At 59.2% G+C, this 13,245-nt stretch carries 11 protein-coding genes; 5 read left to right on the forward strand and 6 right to left on the reverse strand.

Annotated elements, in window-relative coordinates:
• Positions 1 to 223: 223 nt before the first annotated feature.
• Positions 224 to 706, forward strand: a complete 483-nt coding sequence (locus AC1RN6_RS17780; RefSeq protein WP_493006773.1) for a sigma-70 family RNA polymerase sigma factor — start codon at positions 224 to 226, stop codon at positions 704 to 706.
• Complete coding sequence (locus tag AC1RN6_RS17785; protein WP_493006774.1) at positions 703 to 1,860, forward strand: FecR family protein; 1,158 nt, start codon at positions 703 to 705, stop codon at positions 1,858 to 1,860. The genes AC1RN6_RS17780 and AC1RN6_RS17785 overlap by 4 nt, the downstream gene beginning before the upstream one ends.
• A gap of 71 nt (positions 1,861 to 1,931) precedes the next feature.
• Here the strand turns inward: AC1RN6_RS17785 and AC1RN6_RS17790 are convergent, their stop codons facing one another.
• Positions 1,932 to 2,120, reverse strand: coding sequence for a hypothetical protein (locus tag AC1RN6_RS17790; RefSeq protein WP_493006775.1), 189 nt, complete (start codon positions 2,118 to 2,120; stop codon positions 1,932 to 1,934).
• On the opposite strand from AC1RN6_RS17790, the gene AC1RN6_RS17795 reads away from it, so the two are divergent.
• Together AC1RN6_RS17795 and AC1RN6_RS17800 are read left to right on the forward strand one after the other, a co-directional pair.
• On the forward strand, positions 2,110 to 4,425 hold the full coding sequence (locus tag AC1RN6_RS17795; RefSeq protein ID WP_493006777.1) for a TonB-dependent siderophore receptor: 2,316 nt from the start codon (positions 2,110 to 2,112) through the stop codon (positions 4,423 to 4,425). The two genes, AC1RN6_RS17790 and AC1RN6_RS17795, sit on opposite strands and share 11 nt — an antisense overlap.
• Positions 4,426 to 4,549: 124 nt before the next feature.
• A complete protein-coding gene (locus AC1RN6_RS17800) occupies positions 4,550 to 5,866 on the forward strand; it encodes a PepSY-associated TM helix domain-containing protein (RefSeq protein ID WP_493006778.1) in 1,317 nt (438 codons plus the stop codon).
• A 92-nt stretch (positions 5,867 to 5,958) separates the two neighbouring features.
• Here the strand turns inward: AC1RN6_RS17800 and AC1RN6_RS17805 are convergent, their stop codons facing one another.
• The 4 genes from AC1RN6_RS17805 to AC1RN6_RS17820 all read right to left on the reverse strand — a co-directional run bounded on the left by AC1RN6_RS17805 (position 5,959) and on the right by AC1RN6_RS17820 (position 9,299).
• Entirely contained in the window at positions 5,959 to 6,387 is a 429-nt protein-coding gene (locus AC1RN6_RS17805; protein ID WP_493006779.1) for a response regulator, read from the reverse strand.
• 213 nt (positions 6,388 to 6,600) lie between these two features.
• Positions 6,601 to 7,407 (reverse strand): transglutaminase-like domain-containing protein, encoded by an 807-nt coding sequence (locus tag AC1RN6_RS17810; protein WP_493006780.1) that lies wholly within the window; start codon positions 7,405 to 7,407, stop codon positions 6,601 to 6,603.
• Positions 7,408 to 7,510: 103 nt separating this feature from the next.
• A complete protein-coding gene (locus AC1RN6_RS17815; RefSeq protein ID WP_493006937.1) occupies positions 7,511 to 8,218 on the reverse strand; it encodes an N-formylglutamate amidohydrolase in 708 nt (235 codons plus the stop codon).
• A 220-nt stretch (positions 8,219 to 8,438) separates the two neighbouring features.
• Complete coding sequence (locus AC1RN6_RS17820; protein WP_493006781.1) at positions 8,439 to 9,299, reverse strand: HDOD domain-containing protein; 861 nt, start codon at positions 9,297 to 9,299, stop codon at positions 8,439 to 8,441.
• Between the two features lie 187 nt (positions 9,300 to 9,486).
• Here AC1RN6_RS17820 and AC1RN6_RS17825 point away from each other — a divergent pair, with 187 nt between their 5' ends.
• Entirely contained in the window at positions 9,487 to 11,922 is a 2,436-nt protein-coding gene (locus AC1RN6_RS17825) for a DUF3141 domain-containing protein (RefSeq protein ID WP_493006782.1), read from the forward strand.
• A 43-nt stretch (positions 11,923 to 11,965) separates the two neighbouring features.
• On the opposite strand, the gene AC1RN6_RS17830 is transcribed toward AC1RN6_RS17825, so the two are convergent.
• A complete protein-coding gene (locus tag AC1RN6_RS17830) occupies positions 11,966 to 13,021 on the reverse strand; it encodes a fatty acid desaturase (protein WP_493006783.1) in 1,056 nt (351 codons plus the stop codon).
• Positions 13,022 to 13,245: the final 224 nt, after the last annotated feature.

The raw sequence follows: 13,245 nt of genomic DNA on the forward strand, positions 1-13,245 counted from the left end.
TGATGAAAGAACGACGTAGCCGCAAGAGTTTTATTTGCAGCAATTGACGGTCTGGCAACCAAATCGCTGGAATAGCCCGGAAACTGGCTCTGGTGGCGGCCCTTTACATCCAGAAGGATTGTGCGGCCGGCCTTATGTGAATTAAAATGATAAGCATTCTTATCTGAGTTCTGGTCCTTTTTTTAAAGTCGCCATCGTGGCCCAATCCGCGCTCCAGCACGACATGCACGCCCTCTACAGCAGCCATCACGGCTGGCTGTTCGGCTGGCTGCGTAAAAAGCTGGGTTGCGCCCACAATGCTGCGGATGTGGCGCAGGACACGTTTTTGCGCATCATCGCGTCGCGTGACGCGCTGATCGGCATACAGGAGCCGCGCGCCTACCTCACCACTACGGCAAAACGTCTGATGCTGGACCGGGCGCGCCGGCAATTGATCGAGCAGGCCTATCTTGCCGAGCTCGGCATCGCGGCCGAAACCATCGCCAGCTATCCCGACCCGCAAGAAATTTTGCTCGCCGTCGAAGCGCTGGAACAGATCAGCAGCGCCTTGCAGACTGTTTCGGACAAGGCGCGCAATGCTTTCCTGCTGCACTACCTCGAAGGGCTGACCCATGCCGAAGTCGCCGAGCAGCTTGGCGTATCGACGCGCATGGTGCAAAAGTATCTGGTGCAGGCGCTGGTCAAATGCCAGCTGGCGCAAGCATGAAGCTGCGTTCCGCCTCTGCCGGCATTGCGTCCTCCGCCACATCAGCGGCGGCAGATCAGGTGCAGGCGTCGGATTCATTTGCAAGTACCGACAGCATCATCGAACAAGCGGCGCAATGGATCGTGCAACTGAGCGCCGATGACGCCGGCGAGCGTGAAGCCGCGCAGCGTGGTTTTGATGCGTGGAAGAAGGCCGATGCACGCCATGCCGCCATGGCTGATCGGTTGCAAGACTTCATCGGCAAAGTCCGGCACATGCGCGGCGGCGACACTGCACAGGGCAACCAGAACCATGCGCGGCCTGCCCACGCAACGCATGCTGCACGTGCAGCGCTGGACGCCGTCTTCTTCGACCGTTCTCAGGACAAGCAACCTACACGCCGCAGCCGCCCCAAACGCGCTAAGCGCGTTATCGCGACCATGATGGTTGCACTTTGCGTCGCGGCGCCGGCGTGGGTGGCGACGAAAATTTATCCGCCTCGCTATCTGGCGGCCGATGTCCGCGCCGCCACCGGCAAGTGGGAAACACGCGTGCTGGAAGACGGCACGCGTATTACGCTCAACAGCGCCAGTGCGGTGAACCTGCACTACGACACCAGGCGGCGCGCATTGGAACTGGTGCAAGGCGAGATCCTGGTCGACGTCGCCAAAGATCCCGGCCGGCCGTTTGTCGTGGAAACCGCCCAAGGCAGTATCCGCGCCCTGGGTACGCGCTTCGTGGTCGGCCGTGACCGTGATGCGGACGCCACCGTCCTCAGCATGCTGGAGTCGCGCGTGGAGGTTCGTTCGGCGACCCGGACGGGAGACGATGACGCCGCTGTGATCTTGAGCGCCGGCCAGCGCGTGCGCATGACGGCCGCTGGCGTAGGCGCCATCGAGCAAATCGATGCCCGCAGCATCGCCGACGCCTGGAAATTCCATCAATTGGTGGTGCAGGAGCAAAGCTTGCCCGACGTACTCGATGAACTGGATCGCTATCGCCCCGGCGCGATCAGCTACGACCGCGCTGCGCTGGAGAGCATTAAGGTCTCGGCCGTGCTGCCGCTGGACGACACCGGCCGCGCCTTGCAGTTGCTCGGCAACAGCTTCCCGGCGTTGCGCATCCGCATGCTGTCGCCATATCTGGTGCGCGTCGATGCGCCGGCACAGCCGTAGTCCGCATTGGGATGCGCACCATGCCGCAAAAATATTTTCAAAAACAGGTTCCGCTTTTCGTCAGTCGTGCGTCAAGGGAGTATGACCAACGAAAAGAGAGTCTCCATCATGCAGTCCCGACGTTTCACGCATTCCACTTCGACCACTTCTGCTCCTGCTCCTGCTCCTGCTTCTGCTTCTGCTTCTGCTTCCAGGCTGAACTTGAAGCCGCTGGCATTTGCCGTCCGGCTGGCGCTGTCCGCAGCCTTGATGAGCAGCATCGGCAGTCAGGCTTATGCCCAAGTCGCTGCGCAGGCTGTCGCTTACGATATTCCCGCGGGCCCGCTGGGAGAGGCGCTGAACCGCTATGCCCAGCAGTCGGGTATTTCCATCGCGATCGATGCGAACAAGGTGCAGGGCAAGCGTACGCAAGGTCTGCAGGGCGCATACAGCGTGGACGAGGGTTTCCGCGTGCTGTTGCGCGATACGGGATTCGACATGCGCAAGACTGACGCCGGCTATGTGCTCGTCGCGCCTGACCAGCAAGACAGCCGCAACGGTGCGAGCACCTTGCCCGCGGTGAGCGTCACGGCCGCCGCCGACAACACATTGCACCTGAACGAACGCGTCACCAGCGGCGCGCTGGGCACCCGTTCGCAGCTGGATACGCCGTTTTCAATGGCGGTCATCAAATCCGAAGATCTGGCTGAGCGCCAGGTCACGAAACTCGGTGACGTGTTCGCCCTCGATGCCTCGGTTACCGACAACAGCGGCGGCTACAGCAGCTGGGCCAGCTATGTCACCGTGCGCGGCCTGGCGCTGGACTGGCAGAACGCCTACCGCATCGACGGCAAGCCTTTTCTGACCTATGCCATCACCTTGCCGTATGAGCACTTCGAACAGATCGAGTTGCTGAAGGGATCTTCCGGCTACATGTACGGTTTCGGCTCGCCGGGCGGCCTGATCAACTACGTCACCAAACGCCCGACTGAAGAACCGGTGCGCAGCATCGAAGTCGGCTACAAGTCCAACAACATCTGGAGCGAACACGTCGATCTGGGCGGACGTTTCGGCAATGACAAGATGTTCGGCTACCGCCTGAACGCTACGCACGAACAAGGCCAGACCTTCAACGACGGCCATATCACGCGGGACTCCCTTTCGCTGGCGCTGGATGCGCGTCTGACGCGTGATCTGACCTGGGATTTCCAGGCTTTCTACCAGAACCGCAAGTCCGAGAACCAGACGCCTTCGATCTATGCCGGCAGCTACACACTGTCGCAATTGCCGCGCGTGCCCGGCAGCGACGATCAGAAGCTGCTGGGACAAGGCCAGCACCTGAACACCAACTTCCAGATGTATTCCACCGGGCTGAACTACGCCATCAATCCGGACTGGAAGGCGAGCGTCTATTACAGCCACAGCACCTCCAAGCGCAGCCGCAACGAGTCCTCGCTGTACCTGAGCAATCTGGCGGGAGACTACGCTAACGATTACCGTTCGGATACGCGTGAAGGCCACACCTTCGACCAATGGCAAGCCATGGTGGAAGGCAAGGCGAAGACCGGTTTCATCGGACACCAACTGGTGTTCGGCGCTTCCTGGCAAAAGCAGGTCAACGATTACAGCGTCGCGAGCTTTTACCAGTCGCTGGGCAGCGGCAATCTTTATCAGCAAAATCCGAATAACTACTACAGCGCAAGCTACCTGAACACTTATCACGCCGGCGACATCACGCAGCAGGCGCTGTTTGCCAGCGACACGCTGCAGTTCTCGGACCAATGGTCGTTGCTGGCGGGGGCCCGTTACACCAACTTTGAGCAAAACAGTTACAGCACCACCGGCCTGCGCACCGCGCAATACAAGAAAGACGGCGTGATCACGCCGACCGTGGCGCTGATGTTCAAGCCGGAGCCTGGCACCACCATCTACACCAGCTACGTCGAGTCATTGGAGCAGGGCGGTGCGCCGACCATCACCAACTCCAACTATGGTTCCACGCTCAACCCGCTGACCAGCAAGCAATACGAGTTCGGCGTCAAAACCGACCAGCAGCGCTGGAGCGCCACCGCCGCCTTGTTCCGCATCGAGCGCGCATCGGAATACACCAACACGACGACTCAGGCGCTGGTGCAGGACGGCCGTTCCACCTATCAGGGGCTGGAGCTGGGTGCGGCTGCCAAACTCGGACAAGACTGGCAGGTATCGAGCAATCTGATGTTCCTTGATAGCAAATACAGTAAAGGACTCACTTATAATGGCAACCGTGTTGCCGGCGCGCCCGACTTTGTCGCCGCCGGTCAGGTGACGTACCAGGTGCCTCAGCTGAGCGGACTGAAGCTCGCGGCCGACACCAAGTACACCGGCACGACCATGCTGCGCGCCGCCAACGACATCAAGCTGGCCGGTTACACGCTGTTCAACGTCGGCGCTAATTACACGACCCGCATCGGCAAGTACGATACGACTTTCCGCGCGGCCATCAATAACCTGACAGACAAACATTACTGGGAATACCAGTATGAAAACTGGATCAAGCCCGGCGATCCGCGTACTTTCAGCCTCAGCGCCAAAGTCGATTTCTGATCGCTTCGAATTTGAGCTGCATTTGCGCTGAATTTGGTTTGAATTGCTCACGATGAGCTGAACCTGCCGGCGGTCTTGCCTCCATGACGGGCAAGGCCGCTTCGGCGTTTTTTGAAATGACTTTATGCGTGCAGTTCTCGTCCTCTTACATCGTTGGTTCGGCCTTGGCGTCGCGGTGTTCCTGTTTATCTCAGGCGCTACCGGCGCGATCATTTCCTGGGATCACGAGCTTGACGCCATGCTCAATCCGACGCTGTTTCACGCCAACAGCGCAGAGCAAGGCGTCGTCGGCGCATCTCAGCCGATCGCGAAGCCCGGCCTTGAACTGGCCAACCTGGTCGAAGCCCAAGAGCCGAAACTGCGCGTCACCTACGTCCTGACCGAAAGCGAAGCCGGTCACACCATCCCCATGATGATCGAGCCGCGCCTCGATCCGGCGACCGGCAAGCCATACACTCTCGATTACAACCAGATCGCCGTCGATCCCATCACGGCCGAAATCCAGGGGCGGCGCATGTGGGGTGCGATCTCGGTCAGCCGCGAGAACCTGCTGCCGTTCCTCTACAAACTGCACTACACCATGCATTTGCCCGACGTCGGCGGCATTGAAACCGGCATCTGGCTGATGGGCATCATCGGCATCGTCTGGGCGCTGGATTGCTTCATCGCGCTATGGCTGTCTTTCCCCAACTGGAAGAGCTGGCGCAAGTCCTTTGCCTTCCGCTGGAAAGACGGCGGGCACAAGCTCAACTTCGACCTCCACCGTTCCGGCGGCGTCTGGGTATGGGGTCTGCTGCTGGTGCTGGCAGTGACGTCTGTTTCCATGAACCTCAATGTGCAGGTGATGCAGCCGATCATCAAATTGTTCTCGACCGTTACGCCGACCGCCTTCGAGACGCGCACGCCGGTCGCGCCGGACAAAGTCGTGGAACCGAAAATCACCCGCGAGCAAGTCACTCAGCTGGCGATGGAAGAGGGCAAACGCCGGGGCTTCGACGTACCGGCCGGCGGGGTGTTCTATTCCTCGATGTTCGGCTTGTACGGTGTTGGTTTCTTCGTTCCAGGTAACGATCACGGCGATGTCGGCCTGGGCAACGCCTGGCTGTATTTCGACGCTGCTACCGGCAAGCCGGAAGGCGCGCGTGTCCCCGGGACGGGTAGCGCCGGCGACCTGTTTATCCAGGCCCAATTCCCGTTGCATTCCGGTCGCATTCTCGGTTTGCCGGGGCGCATCCTGATCTCCTTCATGGGAGCCTTGGTCGCGATGCTCAGCGTCACCGGCGTGATCATCTGGTTCCGCAAGCGCCAGGCGCGCGTGCGTCAGAAGATCAAGGCGAAAGAGTTGGAAGCAACATCCGGCAATGGCCCCTCCGGCGTCAAACCAGTCACAGCCAAATCAGGTGCGGGGGTCGAGGGCAGGGAAAGCGCTTCACTGTCATAAACACAGGGCAAGCTGATGAAAAAAGAGCCGCGTCAACCTGGTTGAGCGGCTCTTTCTGTTTGCGTAATCGACTCTCATGAGAACGTTTTCATCTAGCGCACAGGCAGATTGCGCGTAGTCCAATACGACACCGCATCGGTGACCGTATCCATCATCGTGCGCGCATCGGCCGACTTCACCAGATAGCCATTGGCCCCCAGCTCGTAGCTCTTGCGGATGTCCTCGCGGTCGGTCGAGGTGGAGAACATCACCACCGGAATATGCGAGGTCGCCTTGTTTCCCTTCAGCATGCGCAGCAAATCATGGCCGCTCAGGCGCGGCATGTGCAGGTCCAGCAGGATAAGGAAAGGGTGCAGATCGCGCCGCGCCGTGTATTCGTGGTGAAACAGCACATCAGAGGCATGTTCGGCGTCGCTGAACCATTCCCACTTTTCAGTGAGTTTCTTGCGCAGAATCGCAAACTTGGTCAGTTCAGCCACTTCCGAGCTGTCGTCTACCAGCAGGATATCGGATTGTTGCATGCTCATCGCCTTCACAAAAATAGGGCCCGCATAACGAGCCCGATCTTGTGGATGAGCCCATGAACGCTCCGACAACACAACACGGTCCGAATATTGCGTTTCGCTTACCGAGTGTTCATGAGTTCATTTTGGCACGCTCGTACATAAAGACTATCGGGGGATTCCTGAATAAATACTAGTCGGTAGGTTTTTGAAGGTTCGCCTCAGTGCGCGCTAAGCGACTTCATCTGTCCACACCTTGAATTTGCTCAGCGTATTGGGACCGAAGGTGTTGTTAAGTGCCACGTCAGCAGCGTCGCGGCCGCGGGCGATCAGGACGCGGCCTATGCGCGGCGTATTGTTGCGGGCGTCAAAGGTATGCCAGCTTCCATCTAGAAAAACTTCAAACCAGGCTGCAAAATCCATGGTCCCGTACGGCGGCGGGGTGCCGATGTCACCCAGATAGCCGGTGCAGTATCGTGCCGGGATATTCATGCATCGGCAAAAGGCGACTGCCAGGTGGGCGTAATCGCGGCAGACGCCGACTTTCTCCTGAAACGCTTCCAGCGCTGTACGCGTCATGCGCGCATTTTCATAGCCGAAGGTGATGTGACGATGGACGTAGTCGCAGATAGCCTGCACACGGCCCCAGCCGGTGGGCGCGTGTTCGAAGAGCTGCCATGCTGTCTCCGACAAACGATCGGTTTCGCAATAGCGGCTACCCAGCAAGAACAGCAAAGGCTCTTCAGGCAGGTCTTGTACGGCCAACTGTTGCGCCTGCGGCGAGAGCACGTCGGGGATGCCGCTGTCGTTGATGATGGCGTCGGCGGAAATGCGGATGCGCCCTTGCGGCGCGACGATGCGGGTACACCAGTTGCCGAAGCTGTCGCGGTAGGCCATTCTCGGCACCGGCGGATCGAACATCAGATCGTCACGGCTGACCAGATCCGATACCCGCGTGAAGTGGACGTTGAGGTTGAAAATCATGGGAGTTGGTTTCGGGCAATCGTAGATCATTTCAAAACCGATATGGATTTTCATGGCGGGTTCCGGTGTTCAGCGCTCTTGCACGTGTGACGGACAAGACAAGACTGAGGTTAAGCTGCTGTAGGTAACAAGATTTTTGCAGTGAAGGGGGGATGCATCACGAAACAGCCATGGCGCATGCCGTGCGCAAGCTGTCAGGCAGCAACGTGCCCAGCGCCGCCCACCGCGCGGCTTCCGTCTGCACTATATGTTGATTGACCTCCAGTTCGATACCAATATATGCGGATGATGGGAAGCGCAGGCGCAGGTAGGCGGTCAGACCGTCGCCTTTACCCGCATAAGGGTAATTTCGACGCACTCGCAATGACGGCGCAAGTACTGCCAGATTCGCCTGCCAGCGTGCGCATAGTTCGGCTTCGCCATCTCGTGCCGGGTGATAGAGCAAGCCAACATCGGCGTGCCGCACTTTGCCCTCGAGCTCCGGCGTAAAACTGTGCGAAGAGATGTGAATTACGCACTTGCCCTCTGACACGGCCTGCCCGACCAGCGCTTCGACCTGCTCGCGATAGGGGCGATAGTATTGAGTCAGAATCTCTTCTCGCATCATTTGCGATAAACGGCGCGTTGTCGCCGAGAAGAGCCGCGGATGGCCAATCGAACGATTGAGATCGACCAGCAAACGGCTCACGGTGGCAGTCACCAGCGCGCCGTCGAAGGCCGTCGCCAGTTTTTGTGCCATCAGCAGCGCACCGGCATCGTAACCACGGTGAGAGTCGAGCAAGATCTGCTCGTCGCGAAACAGGACGTCGTAGGGCGCGGGGATGCAATTGCCCCCGTGTTCACAGGTGATGATGAAAGAATAAATGGAGACCCTTTCGCACTATGTGTTCAGATACATGACGGAACACCGCTGCTGCACCGTGCTGGCAAGGGTAGTAGGTTTGCCGCTTTAGAGCTGTTTTGCAAAGACGCCAATGCGCATGAGCACACAGTAACACGTATGCGTAGAGAGGCGTCTATCAGTGATTCTGCTGTTTGCCCAAGAGAGCGGGGATTGCTATCGAACTGAGATGCTCCGGCCCGATTTACTCCAGCATCGCATCCAAGCCCTCAGTCAATTCCTTCAACGCAGGCATTGCGCGATCCGCGCTATCCTTCGCATGCGCCACTAATGCCGGAACCCAGCTGGCATCGACACCCAGTTTCCTGGCGATGGCGGTCGGGTAGCTTTCCACCAGGTCTTCATCGCTCAGGTCCAGCACTTCGGCGCGGGCGCGCCAGGCGCCGAGGTGGACCCAGGCGGCGGATTTGCTGAAGGGGGACGAACTCAAGGGATCGGGGATGTCTTGCAGGGCGCTGCTTAAGGTTTCGGGGAAGTTCCAGATCTTGGCAAGTTCGGCAGAGACATCGCCGTAGTGGAAGCTGAGCTTTTCCTTTTCCAATGCCGCGCGGCCGGCGTCGAGGACGTTCAGTTGTTTGTCCAGCGGCGCCATTTCAGCCGGTGCAACAGCGTGCATCTGCAACTGGCCGATGCCATGCATCATGCCCAGCGTGAATACGGCATCGCCGTTGTCGCCACCTTTGTGCGCCAGCCAGCGCGCGGCGCAGGCGGTGTAGAGGTTGTAGCGCCAGAACTGTTGCAGATCCATGCCCTTGGTATTCTTGAAGGCGGCGACCATGCCGTTGCCCAGCACCAGGTTGCGCACCATCACAAAACCCAGCATGCGCAGCGCGTCGTCGACGGTGCCGACCGTGCGCGAAACATGGAAGTAGGCGGAATTGGCCAGGCGCAATAATTTAGCGCTCAAGGCCGGGTCGCTGGCGATGAGATGGGCGATTTCGTTGGCGGAGATGTCTTCGGAATTGAAGCTCTCAATGAGCTGCTGTACGACTTTGGGGACGGTAGGCAGCTTGTTGGGCTGGTCGACGAGGCTCTTCAGTTCCATGCGGTGTTCCCTTTGTGTCAACTGTGCATCAATCCGGTAACTCTGACTTCACAAATTTTGCGTACACTCAATTCAACGAATTGCGGTTTTATTGTCGCAGAGATCAGAGAATTTGATTACGTCTTTCTCGGTATGATGTTCGAGATCGTTGTATAAATCGTCACACCATCATCGAAGGAGTGGATCCATGGCAACGCGTAAGAAACCTGGTCAAACCGAGGAAAGCGCGCCACAAGCCGCTCCAGCTTCCGGTTTCCCGCAACTGGGCGACGTCAATGCCTACCTGACGGACGCCATGCAGCGTACCTATCTGTTTCTCGATACCTTGCTCGACCGCGGCAACAATTATCTGGAGCATCTCGACCAGGGCACGCCGCCGCTGTTGAAGTTCGAGCACGAGGTGGTGATGGATGGCCACGATCTGCCCAACCCTTGCAATTACGCCTTGCTGCGCCTGCAGCCGCCGGCCAGCATGCCGGTCAAGCCGGATGCGCGTCCGGTGATGGTGGTCGATCCGCGCGCCGGACACGGTCCGGGCATCGGCGGCTTCAAGTTCGATTCGGAAGTCGGCATGGCCATGCGCGCCGGACACACGGTGTATTTTGTGACCTTCCGACCTGAGCCGGAAGACGGCCAGACCTTGCTGACCGTCATGGATACGGAAGCGTTGTTCCTCGAAGAAGTCATCAAGCGTCATCCGCAATGCACGGCCAAGCCCGTAGTGATCGGCAATTGCCAGGCTGGCTGGGCCATGATGGCCCTGAATGCGCGCCGTCCGGATTTGTTCGGCCCGCTGATGATCGTCGGGGCGCCGGTGTCGTACTGGGCCGGCAGCTCGACACTCAATCCCATGCGTTACAGCGGCGCGTCGCTGGGCGGTTCGTGGCTGGCGTCAATGACCAGCGATCTGGGGGCGGATCGTTTTGACGGCGCTTATCTGGTCGAGAATTTTGAGAAGCTCAATCCTGCCAACACGCTGTGGAGCAAGTATTACAACCTCTGGTCCAACGTCGATACCGAAGCCGAGCGCTTCCTCGAGTTCGAGCGCTGGTGGGGCGGCTATTTCCGCATGACCGGCAGCGAGATCGAGTCCATCGTCGAGAACCTGTTCGTCGGCAACAAACTCGCGCGGGGCACCATGATGGCCGGCGACAAGCCGATCGACCTGCGCAATATCACTTCACCGATCGTGGTGTTTGCCTCCTGGGGCGACAATATTACGCCGCCGCCGCAGGCGCTGAACTGGATCATCGATACCTGGGGCGACGAGCGCGCGATTACCGCCGCGGGCCGCACCATCATTTACGTGCTGCATGAAAGCGTCGGCCACCTCGGCATCTTTGTCGGCGGCTCCATTGCGCTGAAGGAACATGACCAGCTGGTGACTTCGCTGGACGTCATCGAGAGCCTGCCGCCCGGATTGTATGAGATGAAGCTGGAAGCCAAAGCCGGCAAGGAAGAACAACGCTGGGACGAGCTGGAGCCGGGCGACTATACGGTGCACTACGAACACCGCACCATGGAAGACATCCGCAAGATCAATCCGGAAGGCCGTGAGGAAGAGGCGATATTTTCCACCATCGCGCAATGGTCGGAATTCAACGCCAACCTCTACAAGACCTATGTGCGCCCCTGGGTGAAGATGACCGCTACGCGCGAAGTCGCCAACACCATGGTCAAGCTCAATCCTTTGCGCATGCAGCGGCAGATGTTTTCGGACAGCTTCATGCTGGCGCCTTTCATCCGGCAGAAAGCGGCTGAGGCGCGCGCCAATCGCATCACGGTCGACAAGGATCATCCGCTCAAGCAGTTCGAAAAGAAAATGGCGGAACAGATCACCGACGAGCTCAACGCCTACCGCGATCGCCGCGATGCGCGCACGGTCAAGACCACGCGCCAGGTATTCGGCCCCGAAGGCCTGGGCGCCTGGCTCAAACCGCAGGAACCGGATGCGTACGTCGCGCATGCACGCGCCTTGCGCGAGCTGGACGACTATCGCGAACGGGCGCTGGAGCATATCGCGGAAGGCGGCTTTGCTGAAGCCGTGTGCCGCATCGTGGTTGCGGGGATGATTTCCATCGGTGCCTTTGAACGCCGCAGCCTGCGCCTGGCGCGCCTGCTGGCGCAACTGCCGAGCATGCATGCCAGTGTGTCGGCCAAAACCAACTGGGTGCAGTTGCTGAAGGAGCAGGCACGCATCACGGCGGTGGCGCCGATTGAAGCCTTGAACGCGCTGGAGCAATTGCTGCCGGATACAGAAACCCGTGAACGCGCCTTGGCGGTGTCGGCAGCAGTGATGATGATCGAGCCGACGCTGGCCAATCCGCGTTCGGAAATCATCGAATTCCTGATCGGCACGCTCGGTGTCGATCCGCAACGGGTGATCGGTCTGGCGCGCAAGCTGACCGATGCATTGGAGAAGCCGGAGCCGAAGGCGGTGAAGGTTGCTGCCAAACCAGCAGCGAAGCCAGTTGCCAAAGTCGGGGCCAAAGCAGTAACCAAGACGGCTACAAAACCAGCGGTCAAAAAGCCTGCTGCGGCAAAAGCAAAACCGGCAGCGGTAAAAAAAGCTGCCGCCAAGCCCCGTACAACAAGGAGCAAGGCGGCAGCAAAGGCGGCTTAGGCCTTTGGTTGCCAGGTCAGTTCGCGTATGGGACGAACTGACCCTAAGCCGCTTCCACAACTACTCGCAAAGGGGTACTGGTGGGGCGGCCCTTGAAGTCCGTCCAGCACAGGCGTTCAAAGTCATACAGCTTGCAGCGCCGCGCCGTGTCGAAATACCAGCGCCAGGAAAACTTCTGGATCACGATGCGGCCGGGCAGCATGGTTTCCAGCATCTTCTGCGCCTTTTTCAGGCGGTATAGCGGCACGCTCATGTCGACGTGATGGGCGGTGTGCTCCATGATGTGATGCAAGGCCGCGCCGACGCCGTGGCGGAAGGTCAGATGCACGGTGGTCGAGACAAACGGCTGTGCAGCCGCCCATTCCGATTTGTCCTTGTACCAGGCGACTTCGACATGCGTGTGATGCACGTAGACGACGAAGCCGATCATGGCTTTCCAGAACAACACAGGAACTACAAAGGCCGTCAGCAGCAAGGTCCAGAACGACTGGCCCGAAGCCTGCGCTGCCCATCCCAGTCCCGCAATCCAGATCGCCGCTGCGGCGCTGACCAGAACACCATCCCAGACAAACTCGGCGCGGCGCGTCGGCATCTGCTTGCGCGAGGGGAAGTACATCTTCTTCCACCACATATCAACGGTGTAGTACAGCCACGGCGCCCAGCCGCTGCGGTAGAGGCGTTCCAGCTTCTGACGCCAGCGCGGCAATGCCCGGAACTCTTGCAGCGAATGCGGCTGCCAGACGAAGTCGAATCCCTTGAGGTTGGTGTAGCCGTGATGCACCACGTTATGGCCGACCGCCCACAGGCTGTACGGCGTCAGCGACGGCATGAAGACCAGCCGGCCGAGCCAGGTATTGAGGCGGCGATTGGCGGTGAAGCTCTGGTGGCAGGCGTCATGCCCGAGAATGAACAGGCGGCCGATGATGAAACCGGTCAGCATGCCGAGCAGCACTTTGGCGATCAGCTTGGACATCCATACCGTCGCCGCCAGCGACAAGCCGAACAGGCAGAAATCCAGGACCACCAGCGCAATGGCCAGCGGCGTACTGCGCGCGACAATGGGTTCCAGCCAGGAGCGGATGATTTTCCGGTGCGGCATGGGGGCATGCGGAGGAACCGGAGCAAGCGGCGTCAATTTGGAAGCAAGATGCGGCATGGGATAAAACCTTAAAACATTGTGGTGGTGTTATTTTTTATTAAGTTGCGCGTGTGTACGACACTGGGTCCCAGCGTGCGCTGGGACGACGGTTATGTCTTTGACGTCGCCAGGGCGATCGAATAAAGAATTGAATAAGGCGCGTAAGACGTTGCTGGCAGTTATTC

The organism is Herbaspirillum sp. GW822-FHT03A08 (assembly GCF_058801885.1).